The 26894-nt window shown below is 63.3% G+C and carries 26 protein-coding genes; 9 read left to right on the top strand and 17 right to left on the bottom strand.

Going from position 1 to position 26894, the window contains the following annotated elements:
* Window positions 1–39 precede the first annotated feature (39 nt).
* From MHM88_RS19025 to MHM88_RS18990, 8 genes are read right to left on the bottom strand one after another with little or no spacing between them, the layout of a single operon-like run.
* Complete coding sequence (locus tag MHM88_RS19025) at window positions 40–780, bottom strand: SDR family NAD(P)-dependent oxidoreductase (RefSeq protein WP_239368216.1); 741 nt, start codon at window positions 778–780, stop codon at window positions 40–42.
* Window positions 777–1499 carry an SDR family oxidoreductase gene (locus MHM88_RS19020; RefSeq protein ID WP_239322738.1) on the bottom strand — a complete coding sequence of 241 codons (723 nt, stop codon included), beginning with the start codon at window positions 1497–1499 and terminating at the stop codon, window positions 777–779. The genes MHM88_RS19025 and MHM88_RS19020 overlap by 4 nt, the downstream gene beginning before the upstream one ends.
* Window positions 1496–2065 carry a DUF3833 domain-containing protein gene (locus MHM88_RS19015; protein WP_239368214.1) on the bottom strand — a complete coding sequence of 190 codons (570 nt, stop codon included), beginning with the start codon at window positions 2063–2065 and terminating at the stop codon, window positions 1496–1498. The genes MHM88_RS19020 and MHM88_RS19015 overlap by 4 nt, the downstream gene beginning before the upstream one ends.
* Window positions 2062–3279: an MFS transporter gene (locus MHM88_RS19010; protein ID WP_239368212.1), complete on the bottom strand. Its 1218-nt coding sequence runs from the start codon at window positions 3277–3279 to the stop codon at window positions 2062–2064. Before MHM88_RS19010 ends, MHM88_RS19015 begins: the two co-directional genes overlap by 4 nt.
* A 2-nt stretch (window positions 3280–3281) precedes the next feature.
* Window positions 3282–3824 (bottom strand): chalcone isomerase family protein, encoded by a 543-nt coding sequence (locus MHM88_RS19005; RefSeq protein WP_239368210.1) that lies wholly within the window; start codon window positions 3822–3824, stop codon window positions 3282–3284.
* The gene (locus MHM88_RS19000) at window positions 3814–4974 is read right to left on the bottom strand and encodes a cyclopropane-fatty-acyl-phospholipid synthase family protein (RefSeq protein ID WP_239368208.1); all 1161 of its coding nucleotides are present in this window, start codon (window positions 4972–4974) and stop codon (window positions 3814–3816) included. Before MHM88_RS19000 ends, MHM88_RS19005 begins: the two co-directional genes overlap by 11 nt.
* On the bottom strand, window positions 4974–5747 hold the full coding sequence (locus tag MHM88_RS18995; RefSeq protein WP_239368206.1) for a DUF1365 domain-containing protein: 774 nt from the start codon (window positions 5745–5747) through the stop codon (window positions 4974–4976). Before MHM88_RS18995 ends, MHM88_RS19000 begins: the two co-directional genes overlap by 1 nt.
* Complete coding sequence (locus MHM88_RS18990) at window positions 5744–7054, bottom strand: NAD(P)/FAD-dependent oxidoreductase (RefSeq protein WP_239368204.1); 1311 nt, start codon at window positions 7052–7054, stop codon at window positions 5744–5746. Before MHM88_RS18990 ends, MHM88_RS18995 begins: the two co-directional genes overlap by 4 nt.
* A 246-nt stretch (window positions 7055–7300) precedes the next feature.
* Here MHM88_RS18990 and MHM88_RS18985 point away from each other — a divergent pair, with 246 nt between their 5' ends.
* Together MHM88_RS18985 and MHM88_RS18980 are read left to right on the top strand one after the other, a co-directional pair.
* On the top strand, window positions 7301–7858 hold the full coding sequence (locus MHM88_RS18985) for a sigma-70 family RNA polymerase sigma factor (protein ID WP_370645728.1): 558 nt from the start codon (window positions 7301–7303) through the stop codon (window positions 7856–7858).
* On the top strand, window positions 7855–8490 hold the full coding sequence (locus MHM88_RS18980; protein ID WP_239368202.1) for a ChrR family anti-sigma-E factor: 636 nt from the start codon (window positions 7855–7857) through the stop codon (window positions 8488–8490). Before MHM88_RS18985 ends, MHM88_RS18980 begins: the two co-directional genes overlap by 4 nt.
* Here MHM88_RS18980 and MHM88_RS18975 read toward each other — a convergent pair.
* Window positions 8469–8741, bottom strand: coding sequence for a YjhX family toxin (locus tag MHM88_RS18975; RefSeq protein ID WP_239368200.1), 273 nt, complete (start codon window positions 8739–8741; stop codon window positions 8469–8471). The two genes, MHM88_RS18980 and MHM88_RS18975, sit on opposite strands and share 22 nt — an antisense overlap.
* A 183-nt stretch (window positions 8742–8924) precedes the next feature.
* Entirely contained in the window at window positions 8925–10667 is a 1743-nt protein-coding gene (locus tag MHM88_RS18970) for an alpha-amylase family glycosyl hydrolase (protein ID WP_239368198.1), read from the bottom strand.
* Between the two features lie 342 nt (window positions 10668–11009).
* Here MHM88_RS18970 and gap point away from each other — a divergent pair, with 342 nt between their 5' ends.
* Together gap and MHM88_RS18960 are read left to right on the top strand one after the other, a co-directional pair.
* The gene (gene gap, locus MHM88_RS18965; RefSeq protein WP_239368196.1) at window positions 11010–12014 is read left to right on the top strand and encodes a type I glyceraldehyde-3-phosphate dehydrogenase; all 1005 of its coding nucleotides are present in this window, start codon (window positions 11010–11012) and stop codon (window positions 12012–12014) included.
* A gap of 161 nt (window positions 12015–12175) precedes the next feature.
* Window positions 12176–12670 (top strand): GNAT family N-acetyltransferase, encoded by a 495-nt coding sequence (locus MHM88_RS18960; protein WP_239368194.1) that lies wholly within the window; start codon window positions 12176–12178, stop codon window positions 12668–12670.
* Between the two features lie 26 nt (window positions 12671–12696).
* On the opposite strand, the gene MHM88_RS18955 is transcribed toward MHM88_RS18960, so the two are convergent.
* Complete coding sequence (locus MHM88_RS18955; protein WP_239322750.1) at window positions 12697–13923, bottom strand: glycosyl transferase; 1227 nt, start codon at window positions 13921–13923, stop codon at window positions 12697–12699.
* Window positions 13916–14695 (bottom strand): mannosyl-3-phosphoglycerate phosphatase, encoded by a 780-nt coding sequence (locus MHM88_RS18950; protein ID WP_239368192.1) that lies wholly within the window; start codon window positions 14693–14695, stop codon window positions 13916–13918. The genes MHM88_RS18955 and MHM88_RS18950 overlap by 8 nt, the downstream gene beginning before the upstream one ends.
* A gap of 504 nt (window positions 14696–15199) precedes the next feature.
* On the opposite strand from MHM88_RS18950, the gene MHM88_RS18945 reads away from it, so the two are divergent.
* A complete protein-coding gene (locus MHM88_RS18945; protein ID WP_239368190.1) occupies window positions 15200–16867 on the top strand; it encodes a BCCT family transporter in 1668 nt (555 codons plus the stop codon).
* Between the two features lie 123 nt (window positions 16868–16990).
* Here the strand turns inward: MHM88_RS18945 and MHM88_RS18940 are convergent, their stop codons facing one another.
* Genes MHM88_RS18940 through MHM88_RS18925 form a run of 4 tightly spaced genes read right to left on the bottom strand, consistent with a single transcriptional unit; the run spans window position 16991 to window position 22106 of the window.
* Complete coding sequence (locus MHM88_RS18940) at window positions 16991–17590, bottom strand: sarcosine oxidase subunit gamma (RefSeq protein ID WP_239368188.1); 600 nt, start codon at window positions 17588–17590, stop codon at window positions 16991–16993.
* Window positions 17583–20537, bottom strand: coding sequence for a sarcosine oxidase subunit alpha family protein (locus MHM88_RS18935; protein WP_239368186.1), 2955 nt, complete (start codon window positions 20535–20537; stop codon window positions 17583–17585). Before MHM88_RS18935 ends, MHM88_RS18940 begins: the two co-directional genes overlap by 8 nt.
* On the bottom strand, window positions 20534–20821 hold the full coding sequence (locus tag MHM88_RS18930) for a sarcosine oxidase subunit delta (protein WP_239368184.1): 288 nt from the start codon (window positions 20819–20821) through the stop codon (window positions 20534–20536). The genes MHM88_RS18935 and MHM88_RS18930 overlap by 4 nt, the downstream gene beginning before the upstream one ends.
* Window positions 20822–20855: 34 nt before the next feature.
* Window positions 20856–22106, bottom strand: coding sequence for a sarcosine oxidase subunit beta family protein (locus MHM88_RS18925; RefSeq protein WP_239368182.1), 1251 nt, complete (start codon window positions 22104–22106; stop codon window positions 20856–20858).
* A 152-nt stretch (window positions 22107–22258) separates the two neighbouring features.
* Between MHM88_RS18925 and MHM88_RS18920 the strand changes: the two genes are divergently transcribed.
* From MHM88_RS18920 to MHM88_RS18905, 4 genes are all read left to right on the top strand, one after another.
* Window positions 22259–23164 carry a GlxA family transcriptional regulator gene (locus MHM88_RS18920; protein WP_239322757.1) on the top strand — a complete coding sequence of 302 codons (906 nt, stop codon included), beginning with the start codon at window positions 22259–22261 and terminating at the stop codon, window positions 23162–23164.
* 67 nt (window positions 23165–23231) lie between these two features.
* A complete protein-coding gene (locus MHM88_RS18915; RefSeq protein ID WP_239368181.1) occupies window positions 23232–23930 on the top strand; it encodes a fumarylacetoacetate hydrolase family protein in 699 nt (232 codons plus the stop codon).
* A gap of 397 nt (window positions 23931–24327) precedes the next feature.
* Window positions 24328–25785 carry an alkaline phosphatase D family protein gene (locus tag MHM88_RS18910; protein ID WP_239368179.1) on the top strand — a complete coding sequence of 486 codons (1458 nt, stop codon included), beginning with the start codon at window positions 24328–24330 and terminating at the stop codon, window positions 25783–25785.
* 249 nt (window positions 25786–26034) lie between these two features.
* On the top strand, window positions 26035–26364 hold the full coding sequence (locus MHM88_RS18905; RefSeq protein ID WP_239368177.1) for a hypothetical protein: 330 nt from the start codon (window positions 26035–26037) through the stop codon (window positions 26362–26364).
* 58 nt (window positions 26365–26422) lie between these two features.
* Here MHM88_RS18905 and MHM88_RS18900 read toward each other — a convergent pair.
* Window positions 26423–26894, bottom strand: a 472-nt coding sequence (locus tag MHM88_RS18900) for a UTP--glucose-1-phosphate uridylyltransferase (RefSeq protein WP_255734765.1), incomplete at its 5' end; no start/stop codon positions are given.

Genomic DNA, 26894 nt, shown 5'->3' with positions numbered 1-26894 from the left:
CGGGCGGGGGAATGCGCGCTGGCGGCACGTCGCCGCCGCTCAGGCCGGCACCTCTGCGCCAGCCCAATCAAACTGTTTGCCGCTGTCCGCCGGCCCCAATCCGGCAAGGACCGATACCAGGCGCTCCGCTGCATAGTGCGCGGTGAACAGTTTACCGTCCGGCACATTGGCCTGAAACGGCGCAGAAAGGGCGGTGTCCACCGTTCCGGGGTGCAGGCAGACACAGATCGCGTCGCGGTTCTTGCGTGCAACTTCGATGGCGTAGTTGCGCATCAGCATGCACAGCGCCGCCTTTGAGGCGCGATAGGCGTGCCAGCCGCCCAGCTGGTTGTCGCTGATCGATCCCACCCGCGCCGCCAGCGCGGCAAACACGCTGCGCCCTTCGCGGGGCATCCGGCCGAGGATGTGTTTGGCGACCAAGGCAGGCCCGAAGGTGTTGATGCGGAACACCTGCTCAAACGCAGCCATATCCTGATGGCGGTAGCTTTTTTCGGGGGCGAGTCCGGTCTCCGGATCGGTCAGCAGGCCGGTGGCAAGGATCACCAGATCCGGCGCGCAGACCTGCGCGGCCAAGGCCTCGATGTCGGCTTCGGATGTGATGTCTGCCCGATGCTGCTGGATTTTGGCCAGCGCTGCCTGAGCGCCCGAAAAGGCAAGGTTCCCACGGCGTGCAACAGCATGAACCCGCTCGACAGTCGCCATCCCGGCATAAGCCTCGACCAAGGCCCGGCCAATGCCGCCGGACGCCCCAAAGATCAACACGTTGCGCGGTTCAGTCATATCAGCCTCGTGATCCATTTGCGGGGCAGATGCGCGGCGATGCGGAACACCCAGGAAAACGGCGCGGGAAAGGAGCTCTGAAAGCGGTTCGAGCGCAGCGCCTTCATGCAGCAGGCGGCGGCCTGTTCCGGGGTTTGGATCATCGGCATCTTGAAATCGTTCTTGGCCGTGAGCCGGGTCTTGATAAAGCCCGGGTTGATCACCTGCACCTTCACATCGGTGTCGCGCAGGTCGCGGTGCAGGTTTTCGCCCAGATGCATGACGGCGGCCTTGGACGCGCCATAGCCAATAGCGCCGGGCAGGCCGGTGAACCCAGCCAGAGAGCCGATCAGCACGATATGCCCCTGTCCGCGGCGCGCCATGCGCGGGGCAACCCGGCCCATCACCCGCATCGCGCCCATGAAATTGACCTCGCAAATCGCCTCTGCCGCCTCCGGCTCCCAGTCCTGCACCGTCATCGGATCATAAAGACCCGCACAATAGATGACGCCATCGACGTCATTTGCCTGCCTTGAGGCCGCCACCACGGACCCCGGATCGGTGACATCCATCGGCAGCGCCTGCGCATCGCGCAATGTCTCAGCGAGCGCGTTCAGCCGGTCTGCGCCGCGTGCCGACAGGATCAGGGATGCGCCCTCCTTGTCCAGCGCCTCGGCAAGCGCCCGCCCCAGACCTTCGCTGGCGCCGATGATCCACCATGTCTGGCCATTGAACCTCATGGCTGCGCCTCGGATGCGCCATCCGGGGCAGGGCGGATGGTCGCGATCAGCTCGGCCACCTTGATGCCGAATTTGCGCATCTCGGAACGGTTCATGATGGTGCCGTTTTCCATCAGGTACATCCAGTCGGTGACATCCAGCACATGCCCGCCGGCATCCTCCGGCAGGCGTAGCCGGTAGCGAAGCTGTACCGTCGCGCCTGTGTGCTGCCCCGTGCCGGTACCGATAATATCCTCGGCAGTGGCGGTGAACCGGCCGTTCTCGCCGACCTCCAGCATCCACTGGCGGGCCTGTGTGCCGCCGCCCGCGTAGGCAAAATCCTCCGTCAGCGTGCCCTTGGCGCCCTCCCAGCTGCCGTTCATCTCGGCCACGAACCGGGACACCACGCGCCCGGTGGGCCCGTAGATCATGCCCTCGGAAATGAAGCGCCCGTTCAGGTGCTTGCGAATGTCAAAGGCGGGATCGGTGTTGCCATAGTCTGACGGGCGCTGTGCGCGGAACCCGAAACCGGGGCGCAACAGCGCCAGGAGCAGCACGAGGATGGTGATGCCGAGGAGCAGTTTCATACATGGACCTCTTCACGGGGGAGTTGCAGCGCCAGCGCGATGGCGGCGCATTTGATGAGACAAGGAAGAGCCGCATACCCGAGGGTGAGGGTCGTGAGCGCGGCCTCAGAGTTTTCGGCACCGGGGCGGTAGCCGCTTAGTTCCAGCAGCGGCAGCAGCAGGATGGCGGCGCTCGCCAAGGCAAGTTTCGCGGCAAAGGACCAAAGCCCGAAGGCACGCCCTGCCTGGAGCCCTGCGCGGTCCAGAGCGCCTGCAAAGAGTGCGGGCAGGATCACCATATCCGCACCCAGGGCCGCGCCGGAGCCGAGACAGATCAGGGCAAAGCCGATCGCAGCCCCCGCAGGCAGCAGCGCAGCGCCGATAAAGGCAAGGATCGCCAGACACATCGCAAGGATCAGGGTCCGGGCGGCGCCGTGCCGCGTCGCAGCGCGGGTCCAGAAGGGGATAGAAACCCCTGCCGCCACAAAGAACAGGATCAGAAACGGCCCGGCCAGGTCCGGCAGCCCAAGCCGGTCTTCGACAAAGAACAGAAACAGCGTCGAGGTGATCGCCACCGGCAATGCGTTGACAAAGGCCAGCGCCAAAAGGCCCAGCCCGCCAGAGGCCCGCAACTCCGCAAGCGACAGTGGAGATTGCGCAGGGGCCGAGACACGCCACAGCGGGCGGCTGACCCAGAGTGCGATCAGGCACACACCGGCCAGCACTCCGCCAAAGGCCGCATAGCCGCTGCCCGTGGCCCCCAGCATCACAAGCACGGCGGGCGCGCTGGCCGCAAGAATGATGCCACCCAATGTGCCCGCCTCGCGGTAGCCGGCCAGATGGATCAGCCCATCGGTTTGTGCGGCAAGGGCCGCGCTTTGGCCGTAAAACAGAATGGTTCCAAGGCTATAGGAGGTGAACACCAGCACAAGGGCCGCGATGAACCACCATAGACCACCGCCGTCGGGGCGCAGCGTGTAGAGCATCACAAATCCCAGCGCCATTCCCAGGGCGGCACAAGTCGCAAAGGCGGTTTTTTTGTCCGGGTAGCGATCCACCAGCCAGCCCAATGCGGGATCTTGCGCAAAATCCATCACCCGGATGGCTGCAAGGATCACGCCAAGGGTTGCAAGGCTCATCCCCAGCTCGCCGGTCGCGTAGCGCGGCAAATGGATATAGAGCGGCAGCCCAGCCGCAGCCAGCATCAGCGCATATGTGCTGACCCGCCAGTGCATGTTCACTCGCCCCGCAACTGTGCCGACAGGCGCGCGGAACGGCTGTTGGGGGACAGCCAGATGCCGAGGAACCGCCTGCGCAGATCCGGGTGTGATACCCGGCAGGTGCGTTGGCCATTCAGGCGCATTTCCACCGTATCCGGATCGGTTGCGATGGCCACGTAACTATCACCCTGTTGGACAGGGCGGTAACAGGTGGCCAGTTTTTGCAACATCTCGGGCAAGTCGGGCTGCGTGCCCTCGATGCGCTGCAGCTCCTTCTGCGTGCCTTGCAGGAGTTCCTGATTGGAAAAGCTGCGCGCGTAGTCCAGGCGCAGCGACAGAGGCTGATCCCAGCCGAACCGCTGCGCGCCTTCTGTATGAAGCGTCGCCGTGTAGACCTCGAACCCCAGAAAACGCAGTGTGGCCTGACCCAGTTGCACCGGCGCCTTGAGGCCGGTGGCGCTGGAGCTTGCCAATAAGGGCGGCGCCAGCGACAGGGCGGCCAGCAGCGACAGCCCCGCGATCAGCGAGAGGACAGTGGCAAGGCCGGTCTCAGGTCGCATGGGTCAGCTCCACCTGCACCACATCGGTCTGGCGGGTCTCAAAGGATGCCGCGCAAATCTGCAGGTAGAACTGCCAGTTGCGCAGGAACCCCTGATCGTAACCCAGACCCATCACCTTGTCCGAGGCCGCACTCAGGCGCTCTGACCACATCCGGCAGGTGCGGGCATAGTCCTGACCAAAGCCAAAGTTGTCAGTGACCTTCAGCCCCGCCCTGGCGGCGTGATGCGCGATCATGGCATCCGACAACAACATGCCGCCGGGAAAGGTATATTGGCGGATATAGTCCGATCCCTTGCGGTAGATGTCGAAATAGGCGTCCGGCACGGTGATTGCCTGCACCACGGCACGACCGCCCTCGGCCAGACGGTCCTTCAGCATCTCGAAATACTGCGGCCAGTACCGTTCGCCCACGGCTTCGATCATCTCGATCGACACGATGCCGTCGAATTTGCCCTTGGTATCGCGATAGTCACAGAGCTGGATTTCCGCGCGCCCATCAAGACGTGCATCGGCAAACCCGTGTTGGCTCGGGGAAATGGTGATGCCGGTCACATGGCGTCCGCGATCTGCGGCGCGTTCTGCAAACCCGCCCCAGCCGCACCCGACCTCAAGAATGCGTTCGGCATCGCTGGCGCGGTTCAGGATGCGGTCGTATTTGCGGTGTTGCGCATCCTCCAGCGTCTTGTCACCGGGGGCAAACAGGGCCGAGGAATAGGTCATGCTTTCATCGAGCCAGAGCTGGTAGAACTCATTACCGACGTCATAATGCGCCTTGATATTGCGGCTGGCCCCGGCGCGGGAATTGGCGCGCAGGATGCGGTCCACCAGGCGAAACTTCAGCGTGGCAAGGCGGCTCGGATAGGCAAAGGCCTCAAGATAGTCGAGGTTCAGGAGCGCCACTTGCGTCACCGCCTCGATCGACGGTGTGTCCCACAGCCCGGCCACATAGGTTTCGCCCAACCCGATGTCCCCGCGAGAGGCCAGCGCGGTCACCACGCCCCAGTCGTTGATCTGCATCTCGGCCGCCGGTTCACCCTGGCCAAAATCATGCACCTCGCCTTCGGGGGTGATCAGCCGCAGGCTGCCCCGTCGGATCCGGGCGCAACTGTCGAGAAAATCGCGTTTCACGCGGTTGGTGATGAACAGCATCAGCTTACCTCCTGTTCGGGCGGAAGCGGGCGTCTTCTGTAGCGCGCGCCCTTGAGTTTGAGTTTCAGGGCCTGCCAATAGATCAGCGCAACGGTGCGCAGCGCGCCGAGCGGGCGGCGCAGGCTGGCTTTGATCAGGCGGGCGTTGTTCAGGTCGTGCACATCGCCCACCAAAGTGGCGATCACGCCTTCCGCACCGTTTTCATGGGCGATGCGGATGGCGATCCGTGACTTCGTTATATCAAAGGTAAACCGATACGCGCCCGCGACCTCCTGAAAGGGCGAGACGTGAAAGATTTTCTGCGCCGTCAGGCAGGTTTTGGCCGTGATCGGCGTGAAATCTGGCTGCGCACAGAGATAACTGTGACGGTCCCCGAAGGTGTTTGAGACCTCTGCGATCACCGCGCGCAGGTCATCGCCTTCATAGGCGAGCCAAAAGCTCACGGGGTTGAAAATATAGCCCAGAAAGCTCGGTTGCGTCAGCAGCAAGATGGTTAGGTCGTCCGGGGCAAGCCCTGCGTGCTCAAAGACCTCTTTGGCCCACGTCAGCCCGCGTCCCTGTTTTGGGGCGCCGCCGTGATTGCGATCCATCACGGATGCAAGATTCCAGCGATTGCGCGAAAACAGCAGCGGCCCCCGCGTCGAGTTCGGGTCAAGCAGCACATAGTCCACCCCGTAGCGAAAGACATTTTGGATGCCGCCACGTCGCGCATGGGTGGTGGTGCCCGCCAGATAGTGCGGCCAGCGCGGGGTATGGTCGCCGGGCGCGTTCATGCGAGCAGCTCTGCCGCGTCGCGGCTGCTGTGATAGCGGGCGTCGATGCCACGTGCGACGCGCACTGCGCTGGCAAAGCCGTCCTCATGGAAACCGTGGCGCAGATAGGCCCCCGCAAACCATGTGTGGTTCTGCCCCTGCATCGCCTGTACCGCCCCCTGTGCCCGGATCGCGGCGCGATCAAACACCGGGTGGCGAAAGGTCTTGTCGTCATAGATCAGCTGCGGGTTTACGTCCTGCACCGGGTTGAGAGAGACAAATAGCGGATCGTTTTCCGGCAGGTTCTGCAAGCGGTTCATCCAATAGGTGACGCCGATCGCCGGGCGGTTGTCACGCTGATCCGCCTTATAGACCCAAGAGGACCAGCAGGCGCGGCGGCGGGGCATCTGGCCCGCATCCCGGTGCAGGATCATGTGATTGTCCTGATAACGCATCACCCCGAGGGTGGCCTGTTCCTGAGGTGTGGGACGGGCCAGCAGGCGCAGGGCATCATCCGAATGGCAGGCAAAGATCACCTCGTCATAACCCTCAGCCTGCGCATCCGGCAGGCGCAGGGTGACGCCATCCTCAGTGCGCTCGACCGATTGGACCGGGCAGGCTGCGCGCAGATCCACGCCGATCTTTTGCAGATGCTGGGTCAGGCGGCGGACATATTCGCGGCTGCCGCCTTTGACCGTCCACCATTGATGCTGACCCGAGGCAGACAGCAGCGCGTGATTGCGAAAGAACCGCACCAGAGAGCGTGCCGGGAATGCGCGGATCTCTTCGGGAGGGGTGGACCAGATCGCGCCGCATATCGGCATCAGGTAATACCGCTGGAACCAGTCCCCAAGAGACAGTTCCTGCACCATCTCGCCAATGGTGGTGCTGTCATCATGGGCCACGCCCTCGGCGCGGGCGTTGAAGCGCAGTATGTCGCGCACCATGCCAAAAAATGCGGGCCGGCCAAGGTTGCGGCGCTGACCAAACAGCGCGGCGATGTCTTTCAGCCCGTATTCCACCGCACCGTTCTGGATGGTGGCTCCAAAGGACATGTCACTGCGCACCACCGGCACATCCAGCGCGTTGAACATGCGCGTCAGATGCGGGTAGTTCACATAGTTGAACACGATGAACCCGGTATCCACCGGCTGATCGCCGCGAATGCCTGCCGTCACCGTGCGTGCATGCCCGCCAAGCCGCGCGGAGGCCTCAAACAGGGTCACATCATGACGTGGACCAAGGAGCCATGCGGCGGCCAGACCGGATATGCCACCGCCGACAATGGCGATCCGGCGGCGCTGAGAGGGCAGGGCATCAAATGACATGTATTCTCCATCGGTTTTCATAAGCTTACGAGGCGACGGGCGAGAACGGATCAAAAAAGTGGAAATTCGCGAGACAATGACGGGTTTTTGCGATCCAGCGGCATTTTTTGTGATCCACCGGTCCCAACGCTGCGTACCCCGATCATGTTTGAAGCTCCTGCCGTTCTCTGCGATGACAGCCTTGAAGACCCCGTCGCGCCCGCTAGGGTGAGCGGGGGCGCAGGCAGTTGCCGGGAGAGCGACAGAGTGACAGGTGAGGCATATTCCGAGACGACGGTCTGGATGCTGGCAGTGCGGGATCAGCGCGACAAGGTGGCCTTTGGTCGCCTGTTTGATCACTTTGCACCGCGGCTCAAAGGCGTCATTTGCCGCTCGGGGCTGCCGCCTGCGCAGGCCGAGGACATCGTGCAGGACGTGATGCTCACGGTCTGGCGCAAGGCACATATGTTCGATCCCGGGCGGGCTCAGGTCTCTGCGTGGATCTACCAGATCGCCCGCAACCGGCAAATCGACATACTGCGCAAGGAAAAGCGGCCGGTGCCGGAAGAACTGAAGCCGGTCGAGGATACAGAGGAAGACGCGTCACAGGTGGTGGCGCTGGAACAGGAAACGCAGGCTTTGCGCGCGGCGCTCAAGACGCTGAAACCCGCGCAGCGCGAAATGGTGGAACGCGCCTATCTGGGCGAGCTGACCCATGCGGAGATCAAGGCCGAAACAGGCCTGCCGCTGGGCACTATCAAATCGCGCATCCGGCTGGGGCTGGAGAAGCTGCGTCACGAGTTGAAGGGAACGGAACGCACATGACGGGCATTACGCACCACATCCCTGATGAGTTGCTGATCGCCTATGCGGCAGGCAACCTGCCAAAGGCTTTTTCGCTGGTGGTGGCCGCGCATGTGTCCATGTGCGACGAGTGCCGCGCCCGGCTCGGCGCGCATGAGGCTCTGGGCGGCGCGCTGCTGGATGACATGCCGGCGACGGATGTGTCGTCGGACCTGAAGGGACGGCTGTTCGATGCCTTGGACGATCCGATCTCGGTCGAGCAACGCTATGATCGTGCGGGTATTTTCCCGGCGCCTGTCATGGAGGCGCTGGGCGGTCTGCCGCCGAAATGGACCCCGCTGGGACTGGGTGTGCGGCAGATGATCCTGGATCATGACCGCAGCGGCAGCGTGCGATTGCTGTATATCCCCGGTGGCCAAGGGGTGCCGGATCATGGCCACAATGGCTTGGAGCTGACGCTGGTCTTGCAGGGCGCCTTTCGTGACGAGACCGGGCGCTTTGGGGTAGGGGATCTCGAGATCGCCGATGGCGATCTCGAGCATGAACCGATTGCCGAGGTTGGTCCCGCCTGCATTTGCCTGGCGGCGACGGATGCATCGCTGCGGTTTCGGTCGTTTGTCCCCCGGCTGCTTCAGCCTCTTTTCCGGATCTGATTGTCCAATTGTGCCCGCACGGTCTGCCGCCCTTTTTGCGAGATCTGATAGGGGCTTGAGAACCGGCTCTGGATCAGTCGCTTGCGTCTGAGACTTTGAAAGATTTCCAGCGTGCAATTGGACAGGATCATCCCGTCGTGGGTGTAGCAGGTCACCGAGGTGATCCGGCCGTTGGGCGCGCGTTCATAGAGGACTCGACCGCCCTGTGCCAGCGCGTGCAGCACGCGCTGTTCGTTCTTCGAGATATTCATTGGATATTGCCTGTGATTGAACCATGTCAAACCGGCACGCGCACGCCAAACGGCCGCGCTTGCGCGGGGGGACAGGTTTCGGGACCGCCGAACCTGTCACTGCGTGGTTGCAATCTCCAACATCAACAATTCCATTGTCTGAATGGACGGGTGCCTGTGCTTACCATGCTCGCAGGATGGAATTCAATCACGGTTCGTGATCCAACGGCACTGATAAGGCGCAAGTGTGATTTCCAGATCGCCCCTGAACGCATCGCCCGACAGCAGGTCGTGCCAGGTTTCGCCTTCGATCAGGTTCAGCGCGCCCGGCGGCAGGGTGACGCTGTCGCCGCTGACATTATGCAGGGCAAAGATTGATTGCGCGCGATCCAGAGACTGGCGCCAGAGGGCAAAGACCCGATCATCCAGGTGCAGGGTGAATTGCGTGGCGTTGGGGTGGAACGCCGCCTGTTCTGCCCTGATTTTCAAGCGTGACGACAACGCCGAGAACACCTGCGCCTGATCCGTTTCGGGATCGGCCAATCGCCGGGTCAGCTCCGGGTAGTCCCAGCGGTGGCGGTTGACCGCCCGGTTCATGCCCCGGCGCGCCACGGCGGCGTGATCGTTGGCGGTTGCCAGCAGCGCATGAATGTAGAAGGCAGGAATTCCCTCCAGGCTCATCGGGATGGTTTGCGAGCAGACAAACCGCGCGATCTTTTGGTCGTCCGCGCCCCGCAGCGTCCGGGTCATGGCATCAAAGAAGGTGCAGTTCACCTCGTAGGGGGCCTCACCGCCTCCCGGCAGCGAGCGCATGGACACCAGCCCGCCGCTTTCCCTGACGCAGGCGATCATACCGTCGATCTCCTGTTGTGGCAGAACCCCCTCGGCGGGGCGCATGCCGATGCCGTCATGGCTGGCGGTAAAATTCAGATAGGCACAGCCCAGCGGGGCAGGGGGCATTGCACGCGCCCATTTCAGCAGAAAACGCGCCGACCCGGCCAGCATCGCGTGCAGGATCAGCGGCGGCAGCGGGAAGTTATAGACAACATGCGCCTCGTTGCGGTTGCCGAAATAACTCAGGTTCTCGGTCCGCGGGACATTGGTTTCGGTCAACACCACCACTGTTTCGGTCGCGTAATCCGCCAACAGCCGCAACAGCTGCACGATCGCATGCGTCTCCGGCAGGTGGATGGAGGAGGTCCCGGCCCGTTTCCAGATGAAGGCCACCGCATCAAGCCGGATGATCCGTACCCCCTGATCGATGTGCAGGCGGATGATCCGCAGGATTTCCAGCAGCACGTCCGGGTTTTCGAAATTCAGATCCACCTGATCGTGGCTGAAGGTGCACCAGACATGCTTGGGTCCGTTTGCCGTATCAACCAGCTGCAACAGCGGCGTGGTTCTGGGGCGCACCACATCCGAGAGGTCGTCATCGGGACTGGCCTCATAGAAAAAACGATCGTAGGGCGCCTGGCCCTGGCGGTAGGCATTGAACCAGGGGCTCTGTGACGAAACATGATTGAGCACCATGTCCGACATCAGGTGAAACGCCTCGCCGATCCGTCGAATGTCGGCCCAATCCCCCAGTTCCGGGTTGACCTTGCGGTAATCGGTGACCGCAAACCCGTCGTCAGAGGTATAGGGAAAGAACGGCAGGATATGCACGCCGTCCACCACGCCCTGCATATGGGTGAGCAGGAAGTCATGCAGCAGGTCGAGCGGCTTGTGCGTGCCGTCGATCAGCGTGTTGCCATAGGTGATCATCAGCGCATCGCGCTCCGACCAGAGCGTATTTCCGGGCACGCGCGGCCGTTTGCGCCGGTGTGTGCCATCCGGCCAGAAGGCCTCCACGACCTGCGAACCGAGGATTTCGCAATCGACGTCCGGGTAGATCCTGGTCAGGAGCCGCGACAGGCGGGCTCCGAAAGATGCGCTTCCTTGCGCCATCTGGCTACACTCCCTCACCTGTGCGGATTGATTTCCGCTTTGCCGTCAATTGCTTCGCGCCCGGGTGGTTCGAGGATCAGCCTATCCGCGTCGGTGCAGGGGCGTAAACCGCCGAGCCGTGTTCACGGCCTGGACCCCGGCTGAAATGACCATTTAACGGGCAGATGCGCGACATCGGACGGGCCCGCGCTATCTTGAGATATCGGAGTTCCGTCGCGCATGCAGGTCACCTCTGGTGCGACGGGGCTTGATCGTCAGCGTCGTTAGCGATAACGATTGCCGCGAGTGATAGCGGTACCATCAGGGTGCCGTGCCCGGAAACCGAACCGGAGTTATTGGCAAATGACCCTTAAGATCGCGATCAATGGATTTGGCCGGATTGGCCGCAACGTGCTGCGTGCCCTGCTGGAGAATGACACCACGGATGTGGAAGTCGTGGCCATCAACGACCTGGCCCCGCCGGCCACTCAGGTCCACCTGCTGAAGTATGACAGCGTGCATGGCCGCCTTGGGGCGGATGTGGTTGTCGAAGGCGACACCATGAAAGTGGGCCGTCACGAGATCCGCCTGACCGCGATCCGCAATCCCGAAGAGCTGCCCTGGTCCGATGTGGACATCGCCTATGAATGCACCGGCCTCTTCACCACCCGCGAGGCAGCGGCCCGCCATCTGAAGAACGGCGCGCAGCGCGTGCTGATCTCCGCGCCCGGCAAGGAAGTCGACCGGACCGTGGTGTTCGGCGTCAACGACGGTGACCTGACCGCGGATGACGTCATCGTGTCCAATGCCTCCTGCACCACAAACTGCCTGGCGCCTGTGGCCAAGGTTCTGGATGACGCCTTTGGCATCAAGACAGGCTACATGACCACCATTCATGCCTATACCGGCGACCAACCGACCCACGACACCACCCACAAGGACCTGTATCGGGCCCGCGCTGCGGCGCTGTCGATGATCCCGACCTCCACCGGCGCGGCCCGGGCGATCTCCGAGGTGTTGCCGCATCTGAAAGGCCGCCTCGAAGGGTCTGCAATCCGGGTGCCAACGCCGAATGTCTCGGTTGTGGACCTTACCTGCCAGCCGGAGAAGGCGGCCTCGGTCGAGGCGATCAATGCAGCGATCCAGGCGGCCGCGACAGATGGCCCTCTGAAAGGCATTCTGGGATACGAAGACGAGCCGCTGGTCTCGATCGACTTCAACCATGATCGCCGGTCGTCGATCTTTGCCGCACCGCAGACCGCAGTCACCTCGGAAGGGCTGGTGCGTGTTGTCAGCTGGTATGACAACGAGTGGGGCTTCTCCAACCGCATGATCGATACCGGTCGCGCGATGGGCAAGTTTCTCTGAACCACAGCGCAGTTGAAACGAGATACCAAAGGGCCGTGGCATCAGCCGCGGCCTTTTTGATTGTCTGCACTGTGGGTGGGCGCGGCACACTGTGGACATGCCCGGCGCGTTTTTGCTGAAATAACGAGCGAGAGATCGCGTTGACCCGGGCAGGGGAAGCCATGAACATACGCGAAGAAAGACGCGGTGATGAAGCCGCCATTCACGCACTTACCGTGGCTGCGTTCAGGGGGCATCCCTATAGTGACGGCACGGAACCCGGGATCATATCCGATTTGCGCAGCGCCGGTGCATTGTCCCTGTCCCTGGTCGCGGCGGATCGGGACGAGGTGATCGGTCACGTCGCCTTTTCTCCGGTGACGATCGATGGTGCCGACTGCGGTTGGTTTGGCCTCGGGCCGATTTCGGTCACCCCGGATCGGCAGCGGCAGGGGATCGGCTCCCTGTTGATCCGCGACGGTCTGAAACGGCTTTCGGCGCTGGGGGCCAAGGGTGTCGTGCTGTTGGGGGATCCCGCCTATTACTCGCGGTTTGGCTTTGCCTGCCACGCAGGTTTGGTGCTGCCGAATGTCCCCGTCGAATACTTCATGGCCCTCACCTTGCAGGGCCCGAACCCAACGGGCGAAGTCGCCTATCATGCGGCCTTTCGCAGCTGAGGCGCATATTTCGCACGGGCCCCAGGTTATTCCGGGACAAACTCGGCCTCATCCGCCAGTGCCGCCGCCTTCAGATCGCCGAGAAAGCTCGGGTTGGCGGAATGGATGCGGTTCCAGTTGGGAATAAAGGGCGTCTCGTGCGGGTTTTCGAGAAAGACCTGCCCCGCGGTCATGATGTTGTTGGCAAACATCTCCACCATCTTTTCCTCGCCATGACGGTCCATTTCCAGGCCGTTCATGATCGCGTCGTGAGAATAGGCCTCCAGCAGGTCCAGCGCCGAGCGATAGTAGGTCGCCTTGAGCGTGCGAAAGACATTGGGCGTGAACACGGTACCGTCCGCCGCGAGCTTGCGGAAAATGGCCTTGCAGATGTCGGTGGACATACGGTTGAGACCTGCAGAGGCATCCTCGGGGCTCAGGGACTGGTGTTTGTGATCGTAGTTGTCGGCGATTTCCACCTGGCACACCGCCTTGCGGCCGAGGTTCCGCCAGGCCTCTGACAGGACGCCGATCTCCAGCCCCCAATCGGAGGGGATGCGCAGGTCCGGCAACAGCGGCGCCCGCAGGGCCATCTCGCCGGAGAGCGGATAGCGGAAGCTGCGCAGATAGTCGATGTAGTCACGATCCCCGATGGTGCGCTTGAGCGCGATCAGCAGCGGCGAGACCAGCAGGCGGGACACCCGACCGTTCAGCTTGCCGCCACCGACGCGGGCATAAAACCCCTTGGACAGCTGGTAGGAGAACGCCGGATGCGCCACCGGATAGACCAGGCGGGCCAGCATCTCCTTGGAATAGGTGGTGATATCGCAGTCATGGATCGCCACGACAGAGCTTTCGGCCTGGGCCAGCAGGTATCCGATGCAGGACCACACGTTCTTGCCCTTGCCGGGTTCGGGCGGTGCCAGCCCCTGTTCGGCAAGCCGCGCACCAAGCGCGCGCATCCGCGGGCTGTCGTTCCAGAGCACCCTGTGGTTCTGCGGCAGCGAGGAAAAATATTGCCGGGCGTGGCGATACTCCGCCTCCGTGGCCCGGTCGAGGCCGATCACGATGTGGTGCAGATACGGCACCCGCGCCAGCTCATCCAGGATGTGGCGCAGGGCTGGCCCTTCCAGCTCCGAATACAGACAGGGCAGGATCAACGAGATCTTGCGGGTCTGGGCAAAGGTTGACAGTTCGTATTCCAGTTCTTCCACCGGGCGGCAGCGCAGATCGTGAAATTGGGCAATATTGCCGTTCTGGTGGAAGTCAGCCATGCGTGGCGGTTCCTTTCTGTTCCTGATCCCAGTCTGAGAGAAGTTGCATCACCGCTGCGTACCAGCCGTCGGGACCGGAGTGCTCTGTGCGCAAAATGCGGTGTTCATGTTGAAACCGGGGCAGGTCCGGGCTGTGCGGATTGCGGATCACCACGCCGCGGTCGGCCGCAGCGATCATGTCAAAATCATTGGGTGCATCCCCGATCGCAATGGTGAAACAGCCGCGATAGCGCTGCCGCAGTCTCACCATCTGATCGGCCTTGCTTGCCCCAAAGGACAGGGTCAGGAACCGCCCGCCCCGGCTGGCATTGATCCCGTGCCGCGCCAGGGCGGCCAGAAATGCGGCGTGCTGATGGGCGTCACCCTGCCATAATCCGGGTTCGCTGAATTGCCGGGCCTTGGCGCGCTCGGCCTGAAGATGGGACAGGCCGGTCTGGGCACTGACTTCGGCAACACTCATGTCGCCAAAACCGCGAAACGGGGCGTTCAGGGTGCTCAGCACCTGCCGAATGGCGCGATAATCGGCGGTCTTGCTGCCAATGCCCTCGGGCGAGACACAGGCGGCGCCGTTCTCGACAATCATCGGCGTATCGCCCAGGCCCAGATCATGATGAAGCGGCAGCATCTCTGCCGCGGTCTTTGAACTGGCAAGAACCAGTATCCCGCCGCGTGCGTAGATCTCGGCGATGGCGGGCAGCGCCGGAGTATAGTCATAGCTGTCGTGATCCAGCAGGCTGCCATCCAGATCACTGAAAACCAGAAGTCGTCGCATTGCATGCCTCCTTGTCAGAGGGGCTATGTTCTGAGCTTAGGTCGCAGCGCGGATCAGGCAATCAGTGCTAATGCAGGTTTTATTTTAATTCGCACAGTTTTCGGAATTGCGCCTGCTTTTTATGCAGGACTTTCGGCGTGAGGCGGCAAGCACGAATTGCGCGGGCAGGGCGGCGCAAGGAATGGCGCACCGGAACAGCAGCCCGCAACTGAGATCTTCGGGGCGCGAGGATTCTCATCTTTGTGCAGCGCGCGCGAGGGGCAAACGCGGGTGGCATCTGCTTTGCGACGGCGGCCTTCAGAATTGCGACCTCTCCGGAAAACAAGCCGACATTCAGTGACGTATTGCCGTCATTTCCTGTCGGATCGCCGTTGGCGGTTCGCGTGGCGAAACAGGAGGCTACGCAAATCCACCACATGCTTCCCAGGTCGGTGGCAACACAAAGGGCACATGCGATTCCTTGCCTCATGTGCCGAGAAAATAACAGAGAGGAATGTCAGTTTTATGTCTCTTAAACCTCCTTTGACGGAGCTCGAGATCAAGACCGCGGACAGCGGTTTTTACAAAGGGTTCACCAAAGACGTCACCATCACCGCCAAGATTCTCGTTGCGGCGCTGATCCTCTGGGCCGTTGCCTTTCCCACCCAGGCCGCCGACGTGTTGTCGCGGTTCAATACTCTCATTCTTGCCAGCTTCAATTACTGGTACATTTACGTCGTCGCCTTTTTTGTGATCGTCTGCCTCGGGCTCGCCATCTGGCCCAGTTCCGGCAACCTGCGGCTGGGCAACGAGGATGAAAAGCCCGAATTCTCGGCCTTTTCCTGGTTCTCGATGATGTTCGGTGCGGGCATGGGGATCGGCGTGCTGACCTATGCCACCGGCGAACCGATCTACCACTTCCAGAACAACCCCGATGTGATCCAGGGGCTGGTCGCGGGAGCGAGCGCCGAGACGGTCCGCTCGGCCTACAAATGGTCCTTCCTGCACTGGGGCCTGTCCCCGTGGGGGGCCTACGCCTTGACCGGGCTGGCGCTTGCGTTCTTTGCCTATCGCCGCGGTCTGCCGCTGACCATCCGCTCCGCCCTGACGCCGCTGTTTGGCGGGCGCCTGTCCGGCTATGTCGGGCACACGGTTGATGTTGTTGCGGTGATCGCAACGGTCCTCGGGGTGTCGCAGACGCTGGGCTATGGGGTCGAACAGTTCGTCGCCGGTCTGAACCGTATCGGTCTTGGCGACTGGTTGCTGGTGACGGCTGCCGACGGATCGCAAAAGGCTTCGGTCGCGGCGGTCATCCTGTCGCTGGTGGTCATCATGGGGGCCTCGACCCTGTCCGCGCTGTCCGGTGTCGGCAAAGGCATCAAATGGCTCTCCAATATCAATATGGCGCTGAGCTTCTTTCTGCTGTTCTTCTTCCTGCTGTTCGGGTCCACGTTCTTTGGCCTGAATGCGCTGGCAACGGGGATCTATGACTATGTCGTGGCCCTCCCGAGCATGATGTTCACGGTCTGGAGCGACAATGGCACCGAGGTCGGGGCTGCGCTCGAAGGCTGGCAAGGTGGCTGGACCGTCTTCTACTGGGCCTGGTGGATTGCATTTGCCCCCTTTGTCGGCCTGTTCCTGGCGCGGATTTCGCGGGGACGTACCATTCGCGAGTATGTCTTCGGCGCCATGCTGGTGCCATCGGTGATGTGTTTCGTCTGGTTCGCGCTGGTCGGCGGCACCGCCATTGATCTGGAACTCTCCGGCGTCGCGCAGAATGCGATTCTGGGAACCGGCCTGTCGGATCAGCTGTATGCAACCCTCGCGGTGTTGCTGAGCGATGGTCTGGCCTGGGTGTTCTCCGTGGTGGTTGCGGTTCTGCTGCTGACCTATCTGGTGACTTCGGCCGACTCGGCGGTGCTGATCATCAACACCATCAACGCAGCCGGTGACGAAGGACCAAAGGCGCGTCCGCATATCATCTTCTGGGGTGCGGCGCTGGCCCTGGTGGTCGGGGCGCTGCTGATCGTGGGCGGCCTCGGGGCCATCCAGACGGCCATGGTGATCGGCGCGCTGCCGTTCTCGGTGGTCATGGCGCTGATGGGCGTTGCCCTCATCAAGGCGATCATCAACGACAGCATTCGTGGCCGCGCGGGCCTGCCCGTGACCGCGGACGAGATCGCCGGAGAGTAATCCCGGCGGTCCACACCAGTTTCGGTGTTGCCAGACTGAAATCGCCCGCCGGACGTGCCGTCCGGCGGGCGATTTTGTTTTGGTCCCGGGGAAACCGGCTCGGAATACCGGAATCGCAGCGGGTCAGGACATCGTTGACAGCGCCGCGACACTGCGCATGGCTGTGGTCACCGCGTGGTGCAGCGACAGCGCAAAGGAGCGCGCGACAAGAATGTCATAGGCCTGATCCTGCTCTCGGCAGAGCAGGAAGACGTTCATGTGCTCCAGAAGCAGGCGCTGGGCGCTGCCGTTGCTCAGGGCCTGGAGGTCTGTCATGACCAAACGCTCCAGCACCCGGATCACCCCGTCACCTTGGAGCGTAAAGACCACCCAGCCATCATTCTGCTCTGTCACCGATGCGGTCATACCGAGGTCGTCCGCCAGAGTCCGGGCGAGGTGCTCCTGTTCGGTGTGATCGGCGGTGACAAACCATTGCTGAAGGGCTGTTCCGAACACATCAACAGAGGGACCGTTGCGAAGCGTGCCAAGGTCCACAGGACCGGAGGCAAGCGTGGCGAGGGTCGCGGCAACTGCATCCTCATACCCCTGACGCGCGGTGACAGAGGCAATGGCGCGGTTCGGACACTCGATCAGGGTCCAGGGGCCGATGGTCTCCACGCAGGGATGGTCGGCACCAAATGCGGTGCGTGCGATGAGGCGGGGGGCGGGGCTTTGATCAGGCACGCAGACGCTCTCCTTCGGGATCGATGAAATGGGGGCTGACCACGCGGGCCTTCAGGCTCTGGCCTTGAAGCGGGTTGGCGACGGTAACGACCTCGCCCAGGCGGTCCTGTCCGCGTTCGAGGAAACCAAGCGCGATGGATTTGCCCAGGTGCGGCGAATAGGCGGCGGAGGACAACCAGCCTTCGCTGGCCCCTTGCGCGGTTGCGGTGGTTGCAAAGAGGTGGCTGCCCGCGGGCAGGGGGGGCTCTCCGTCCAGTGCCTCAAACCCCATCAGCCGGACGCCTTCGGGGGCGTTCAGCCCGTCGCGCCGGGACAGCACCGCACCGATGGAGTCCTTCTTCGTCGACACCATGCGCCCCATCCCGAGGTGATCGGCCGAGGTCTGGCCGTTCAGCTCATTGGCGGTGGCGTGACCTTTCTCGATCCGGAGCACGCCGAGGGCTTCGGTGCCATAGGGGGTGACGTCGAACTCCGCGCCCTCCGTCATCAGCTCGCGCATCAGGGCGTCGCCATAGCGGGTCGGCACGGCGATCTCATAGGCCAGTTCGCCGGAAAAGGAGATCCGGAACAGACGCGCGCGCAGGCCGCCGCAGATGGTGATCTCGCCACAGCCCATAAAGGGGAAGGCCTCGTTGCTGATGTCATGACCGGGATCGACAAGTTTTTGCAACAGCTTGCGCGCATTCGGCCCCGCCACCGCATATTGCGCCCAGGCGTCGGTGGTGGAGATCAGCTGCACGTCCATCTCTGGCACCAGGCATTGGCGCACGAACTCCATGTGGCGATAGACCGGTCCGGCATTGGCGGTGGTGGTGGTGACGACGAAGTGATCCTCGGCCAGGCGCGCGGCGGTGCCGTCGTCCATGGCGATCCCGTCCTCGCGCAGCATCACCCCGTAGCGGCATTTGCCGACCGGCAGCTTGGCAAATCCATTGGCGTAGACAAGGTTCAGGAAGGTCGCCGCGTCCTTGCCCTGCACATCGATCTTGCCCAGCGTGGTGACGTCGCAGACGCCGACGGATCTGCGCACGGCAAGGGCCTCGCGGTCGACCGTCTGGCGCCAGTGTGTTTCGCCCTGGCGCGGGAAATACTGCGCGCGCAGCCACAGGCCGGCCTCGACAAAGACCGCACCCTGTTCCTCGGCCCAGTGGTGCGAGGGGGTGAGGCGGGTCGGTTTGAAGTCCTTGCCCGCAGCCCGCCCGGCCAGCGCGCCCATAGCGACGGGGGTATAGGGCGGGCGGAACATGGTGGTGCCGGTTTCGGCGATGCTCTGGCCGGTGGCCTCTGCCATCACCGCAAGCCCGCCGAGGTTGGAGGTCTTGCCCTGATCGGTTGCCATGCCGAGGGTGGTGTAGCGCTTGAGATGCTCCACCGAGCGGAAACCCTCCTGATGGGCGAGCTTCACATCCTTTACGGTGACGTCGTTCTGGAAATCGAGCCATTTGCGGCCCTTGCCTTCGGCCACATACCAGAGGGGGGCGATGTCATAGGCGCCATCTTCGGCGCGCGGGCAGGGGAGCGCGGTGGTCTTGAGGTCGAGTGCCTCGAGCGCTGCGCGCGCGGCGTCGATACCGGATTGCAAGGCCTCAGCAGTGGAGAACAGACCCGATGCGGCGCCCGCCACACGCATCCCCTGAGGCAGCTGCGCGCCGGGCACGAAGCTTGCGATCTGGTCGTTCCAGACCGGGCGGCCACGCTGGTGGCAGGTGAGGGAGACATTGGGGTTCCAGCCGCCGGAGACACCAAGCGCCTGACAGGGCAGGGTCTGGGTGTTGCCGTCTGCGCGGCGGATCGTAACGCCGGTGAGGCCAAGCTTGCCCTTGGCGTCCACCACCTGCGCCCCGGCAAACAGCGGGTAGTCGCCAAGGGCGGTGGCGCTGGGTCGACTGTCGACCACGCCGACAACGTCCACTCCCAGCGCGGCGAGATCGCGTGCCGTGCGGTGACCGTTGTCGGTGTTGGTGAAAACCGCCACCTGCTGCCCCGCCGTGACCGCCCAGCGGTTGGCATAGGCCCGCATCGCGCCAGCCATCATCACGCCGGGGCGGTCATTGTTCTGAAAGGCGATCATGCGTTCGGTCGCTCCGGCACACAGGAGGCTCTGGCGGGCATAGATCCGCCACAGCGTCTGGCGCGGCATGTCTGGCGCAGGCGCGGCGACGTGGTCTGCGTTGCGCTCCAGCGCCGCATAGGTCCCGTGGTCAAAAGCGCCAAGCACCGTGGTGCGATGCATGAGACGCACATTGGGCAGGGTTTGCAGTTCGGCGACGGCAGTCGCGGCCCAGAGATGTGCGGGCGTGCCGTCGATTTCCTCGACCTCGGCATTGAGGCGACCGCCAAGGGTGAAATCCTCATCCGCAAGGATCACCTGCGCGCCATTGCGCCCGGCGGTCAGCGCCGCGGCCAAACCTGCGGGGCCAGCACCGATGACAAGCAGGTCGCAATGCAAAAAACCCTTGTCATAGGCATCCGGATCCGCCTCCATCGAGAGCGACCCGAGGCCCGCCGCGCGGCGAATGATCGGCTCGTAGAATTTTTCCCAGAAGGCGCGGGGCCACATGAAGGTCTTGTAGTAGAACCCGGCGGTGAGGACATTCGAGAACAGATCGTTCACGCCAAGCGCATCAAAGGCGAGCGACGGCCAGCGGTTCTGGCTCTGCGCGCTCAAACCGTCGTACAACTCCGCCACGGTGGCGCGGGTGTTGGGCTCCTGCCGCGCGCCGGTGCGCAGCTCGACCAGCGCGTTGGGCTCTTCGGACCCGGCAGAGACCAGCCCGCGCGGGCGGTGGTACTTGAAGCTGCGGCCCATCAGGCGCACGCCATTGGCCAGCAGGGCCGAGGCCAGCGTGTCGCCGGGATGGCCCGTGTAAGATCTGCCGTCGAAAGTGAACGTCAGGGGCCGGCTGCGATCAAGCTGGCCGCCGGAGAGACGGTTGATCTGGCTCATGCCGCGCCCCTCCGGGCCAGAGCCACATCGCGGGCAAGCTCCACCTTCAGGATGTCATGCGTGGTGGTGTCGCGCGTCACCACGAGCCAGGAGCGGTCGCCTTGTTCATGGAACCACAATTCGCGGTGCTGGCCGGCAGGATTGTCGCGCAGGTAGAGGTAATCATGAAAGGCGCGCGCAGCGTCCTCCGACAGCCAATACGGCCGGTTGATAAGCCCTGCATCGCCCAAATAGGTGAATTCTTGCGCGTCGCGGGGGCCGAGGAGCGGGTGGGGAATGATCATCGTTCTGTCCGGGTTTGTCTGTGGGCGTTTCGGGTCAGTGCAGGTTCGGCTGGGCGCCGACGCCTTTTTCGTCGATCATGCGACCGGTCTGGGTGCGGTCGAGACGATAGGCCGTCGCCGTGTCATGCGGCTGGTCGGTGGCAAGGAGATGGGCAAAGGCATACCCAGACGCCGGCGTTGCCTTGAAGCCGCCGTAACACCAGCCGCCGTTGAAATAGAGCCCGTCAACAGCGGTGCGGTCGATGAAGGGCGAGCCATCCATCGACATGTCCATGATGCCCCCCCACATCCGCAGCAGCCGCGCGCGCCCGATCATCGGCATCAGCGCCATGCCGCCTTCGGCCACGTCCTCGACCACCGGCAAGTTGCCGCGCTGGGCGTAGGAATTGTAGCCGTCGATATCGCCGCCAAAGACCAGGCCGCCCTTGTCGGACTGGCTGACGTAGAAATGCCCGGCCCCAAAGGTGATGACGCCCGGGATCACCGGTTTCAGCCCTTCGGAGACAAAGGCCTGCAACACGTGGCTCTCGATCGGCAGACGCATCCCGGCCATCGCCATGACCTTGGAGGAATTGCCCGCCACCGCCACGCCGACCTTTGTGGCACCGATATAGCCGCGCGAGGTCTCGACCCCTTTGATGCGGCCCTGTGCGATGTCAAAGCCGGTGACCTCGCAGTTCTGGATAATGTCGACGCCGTGGCTGTCCGCCGACCGGGCATAGCCCCAGGCCACCGCATCGTGACGCACGGTGCCGCCACGGCGATGCACCAGCGCGCCCTTGATCGGGAAGCGCGCATTGTCGAAGTTCAGGAATGGCGCTTCTTTGCGGACCTGTTCCGCATCCAGCAGTTCCGCATCCGAGCCTTGCAGGATCATCGCATTGCCGCGGCGGCGATAGGCGTCGCGTTGGCTGTCGGTATGGATCAGGTTCATGATGCCGCGCTGGCTGACCATCGCGTTGTAGTTCAGGTCCTGTTCCAGCCCCTCCCAGAGTTTCAGCGAGAACTCATAAAACGGCTCATTGCCGGGCAGCAGGTAGTTGGAGCGGATGATGGTGGTATTGCGTCCCACGTTGCCGCCGCCGATCCATCCCTTTTCAAGCACCGCAATACGGGCCTTGCCATAGACCTTGGACAGGTAATGAGCGGTGGCGAGCCCATGCCCGCCGCCGCCGATGATGATGTAATCATAGGCGGGCTGCGGGTCTGGGTCGCGCCAGGCGGGAGTCCAGCCCTTGTGTCCGGTCAGGGCTTCCTTGGCGATGCGGAGCGCGGAGTATCGCATGTGGTGTCTCGGGTCCTTGGCAACTGCTTTGCGTGACACTAGGCGTCTTGAAGGCTGTTGACTTTTCCAATTCAGTCGAATTTTTGTCATATATGGACAATCCAGAGACACCCCGCCGGTATGGCGTTTTGCTCGTCGACGGTTTTGCGCTGATGTCGGCGGCCTCCGCGGTTGAACCGTTCAGGGCTGCAAATCTCCTGAGCGGGACGGACCTCTACCGCCTCACGTTCCTGTCGCGACAGGGGGGGCGGGTCTGTGCGTCCTGCGGCGCCGGGTTCGACACGGAGCCGATCAGCAGCGGGGCCATGGCGGCTGGAGGGCCGCTTGACCTTGTGTTTGTGATCGCGGGCGGGGATCCGTTTGCAACGCTGGACCCTTTGGTGCTGGCGTGGCTGCGGCGACTACAAGCGGCGGGGGTGCCGCTGGGTGGCATTTCGGGCGGTGCGGTGCTGTTGGCCCGCGCGGGCGTGATGGCAAATCGCCGCTTCACAGTGCATTGGGAGCACTTCGACGCCCTGCGTGCGCTGTCGGAGGACTACCTGATGGAACGGCGGCTCTTCGTCATTGACCGGGATCGCTATACCTGCGCGGGGGGCGTGGCGCCACTGGACCTGATGCATGCGTTGATCCGCTCGGATCATGGTGCGGCGCTGGCCCGCAGGGTCAGTGATTGGTACATCCATACCGGCATTCGCGCCGCGGATGCTCCGCAACGTTCGGATCAGACGGAGGGGCTGCACCGGGCTGTGGCAGCCGCCCTGGCGCTGATGGAGACGCATCTGGCCGACCCCCTGACGCTGGAGCAACTGGCCCAGCTGGTGGGGCTCAGCCCCCGCAGTCTTTCGCGACAGTTTTCTGCCGACATCGGCCAGAGCGTGATGCGACACTACCTGGTGCAACGGTTGGAAAAAGCCGACGACCTACTGCGCCAGACCCGCCTGCCGGTGTCGGAAGTGGCCTTGGCCACGGGGTTTGTCAGCCAGGCGCATTTCGCCAAGAGCTTTGGCGCGCATTTCGGCCACAGCCCGCGCGTCCGCCGTGCCGAGGCGCGTGGGTGACCGGGCCACTTGGCGCTGCGGCGCGAAATGGCTATCCCTGTCTCTGATGATCAGGAAAGGACTGCCCATGCCCGCCGCCCATCCCGCGTATGTTGTACCGCCCCCGCCACAAGCGGCCTTGCCCATCCTCGGGTCGCAGGCGCTGTTTCCGGTGCGGCGCGTCTATTGCATCGGCCGCAACTACGCCGCCCACGCGATCGAAATGGGGCATGACCCGGAGCGCGCGCCGCCGTTCTTCTTCCAAAAAGCGCCGGATAGTCTCGATGCGTCCGGTGAATTTCCCTATCCGGTGATGAGTGCGGAGGTACACCACGAGGCAGAGCTTCTCGTGGCCCTGGGCCAGGGCGGCCAGGACATCACCGAAGCAGAGGCGCTGGAGCATGTCTGGGGCTACGGGCTCGCGCTCGATATGACGCGGCGCGATCTGCAAGGCCAGGCCAAGGCTGCGGGCCGTCCTTGGGAGATCGGCAAATCCTTTGAACACGCAGCGCCGGTGGCGCCGCTCTCGCCAGCCACAGAAATCGGCCACCCGCACGAGGGGGACTTGCGCCTGACGGTGAACGGAGACCTGCGGCAGCAGGGCAATCTCAACCAGATGATCTGGAAGATCCCGGAGATCATCGCCCATCTCTCGCGCTATTACCGGCTTGCGGCAGGGGATGTGATCCTGACCGGCACACCTGCCGGGGTCGGGCCGGTGCAACGCGGTGATGTGATGGAACTGTCCTGCCCCCCTCTGACATCCCTGCGTGTCGAGGTGGTCTGAAACCTGTCCGCGGGGGCGCGGCCGTCAGGCCGCGCCCCCGCGCTGGTCGGATGCGTCAGCATCCGAAACACCGCACCCTGGTGACGGGTCGTCCGCCCTGGCTCTCCGGCTTGTCCAGGGTCTGCCGGCGCAACACGGGGTCGTTCTTTCTGACGCATGCGGAACAGAACCGCGAGCTCAGCGTTAAGCTTGCACCCCACCGGCGGAGCAACGGCATTCTGTCCATGGCACGAGATCGCGCAGGGTCCTCCGGGGCCGGGTTGGTCACCTGTCGGGCAAAATCCTCAGGTCTTGCCGTATTTGACAGGACCTCGGTCTTCACGGGTTCTTTTGGGGCGACAAACAACCTATGTCTGATCGGGGCCAATGCGGCGGACGGACTGGAAATGAGGGGCAAATGACTTCAGAATTTGATGCGGCGCGTCTGGGGCCCATTCTCTATTATCGCGGGTTGGAGCAGGGCGGTTTGCGACTGGCTGCGATGGTTCTTCTGCCGGCGGGGGAACAACCGGGTCCTCTGCAGGCCGATGGGCGCGCGCATGATCCTCTCCGATTGCGGCAGGTCGGCGAGAATGTGATCTGGCGCTACGATTTCACCCTCTCTCAGGACGCGGGCGGCTATCAGTTCGACGGCGAGACCTACCCGGTCCAGACCAGGGTCGACGGCGACCTGCGGATCGCCTTCGCCTCCTGCAACGGCGAGGAAGAGGGCGATCTCGACCGCGATCAGGAGGAGCGCAACAAGATGTGGGCGCATATGTGCGACGAGCACCGACGCGCCCCCTTTGCGCTGTTGTTGCAGGGCGGCGACCAGATCTATGCCGACGAGGCCACACAGGGCCATCCGCTCAGTGATGCCTGGCCGGATCAGGTGCCGCGCCCCCGGAATGCAGAGGAGCTCGAGGACCTGGCAGATCACCTGCGCGGACGCTTTGCCGCGCGCTATGTGCAGGCCCTGTTTGGCGCGGCCCCCAGCTGGATCATGGCGCGGGTGCCGACGCTTGCGATCTGGGACGATCATGACATCTGCGATGGCTGGGGCTCGCTCTATCGTCGCAAGACCCACTCCGAGGTCGGTCAATGCCTCTACCGGGTTGCCCGCGAGATGTATCTGCTGTTCCAGCATGCGGCGGTGGAGGCGGACATCCCGGATCTGTTCCTGGACAAGACCGGCACCTCCCTGTCCTGGCAGCGCGCCTTGCCCGGGGTGCAGTTCCTGGCCCCCGATCTGCGTGCAGAACGCGGGCGGCGGCAGGTCATGGGGGCCTATGGCTGGTCCGCCACCGAAGCCATGCAGCCGGGGACAGAGCACACGTTTCTGATATCCAGCGTACCGCTGTTGGGGCCCCGCCTGTCATTGGTGGAGCGTTTCATGCTGATGATCCCCACGATGCAGAAATACGAAGATGACCTGCGCGATCAATGGCAAAGCCGGGCCCACCGCGCGGAATGGGTTCGGATGCTGAAGCAGGTTCTGAAATGGCATGAAACCAGCCCGGTGACGGTGGTATCCGGCGAGATCCATCTGGCCACGCGGGCCGAAATGCAGGCGCGGGAGGCGCCGGTGCAACAGCTTGTGGCCTCCGGCATTGCCCACCGGGCCCCGCCGCAAGCCTATGCGCGCGGATTGGGCACGCTGGCGGGGCTGGGGGACGCGCCGGTTCCGGGCCACCCGATCCGTATCCACCCGCTGCCGGGGCAGAAGCATCGCTACGCGGCGGAGCGGAACTACCTGGAATTGAAGCGGGAAAATGGAACCTGGAGCGCCATCTGGCATCTGGAGGACAGCGGCAGTACCGCGCCGATGGCGCTGGCCGAAGGGACGGGCTGCGCCGGATCCTCTTCACCTTTGTGAAATTTGTCTGAACTTTTCCTTGCAGTCCCGGCTTTCGTTAAGGGGAAGATTAACGCTCCTGAGGTCTTCTGTCTGCAACGCCGGGGTGGCGGAGTGGGAAGAAAACTGTGCGTGGATGGGGCGTCGGGGATGCCTTGTCCATGCGCAGATCGAGTGGACCGGCGGCATCAGATGACACAGCACAACAGGACTGCGATCACGCTGCAACGGGCGACTGGCCCGGCATGGTGCCTCAAAGGGGCTGCGATAGTGTGCACCAGTCTTCTGCTGTTGTCCCCAGGACAGGCGCATCTGCCCGACAGCCTGTCAGGGGACAGCCCGTTGATGCGGCAGTCTGCGCAAATCCGCAGGCCGCTGCGCACGCCTGTTCAAGAACAACTGCGGCGCGCGTCGATGAACTGGCGGTGTCAGGCGGTCTGTGACGAGACCGGGCGCCTGCGTCAGACCTGCCTGATGCTTGCGGATCCGCGCCTCAGCGGTTTGGGGCAGGGGCTGGATCACCTGTCAAAAGCGCAACCAGCGCAGAAATCACTCAGTGACCTCGGGCTGCTGGAGGGCCGTGATCGCCCAACCTGCTAGGGCAGGCGTGCGCGGTGTCGATCCGGCATCCAGTCCGGCGCAGGCCGGCGCAGGGGACTTACTCTGCCGCATTTGCGTTCAGCGCGATCTGATTGACATAGGCCATCAGATCGTCGCGCAAATCCTCGCGGGCGAGGGCAAAGGCGACCGTCGCACGCAGGAACCCGGCCTTGGAGCCGCAATCAAACCGTTTGCCGTCAAAGCGATAGCCATAGACGGGTTCACCCTGGCCGATGTCCTGGGCGATCGCGTCGGTGAGCTGGATCTCGCCGCCCGCGCCTTTCTTCTTCTGTTGGAGGTTTCTCATCACCGAAGGGGACAGGATATACCGGCCGATCACCGCGAGGTTCGAGGGCGCATCCTCTGCCTTTGGTTTTTCGACCATCCCGTTGACCGAAACCACTTTGCCCATGTCCTCTTTGACATCGAGTACACCATAGGATGAGGTCTTCTCGGGCGCGACTTCCATCGCCGCCACCATATTGCCGCCGGTTTCCTCATAGGCTTCGACCATCTGCTGCAGGCAGGGT

The organism is Epibacterium sp. MM17-32, from assembly GCF_022348205.1.
Classification (GTDB): Bacteria; Pseudomonadota; Alphaproteobacteria; order Rhodobacterales; family Rhodobacteraceae; genus Epibacterium.
The sequence above is the reverse complement of the archived record's forward strand: the minus strand, read 5'-3'. Positions and strand labels throughout refer to the sequence as shown.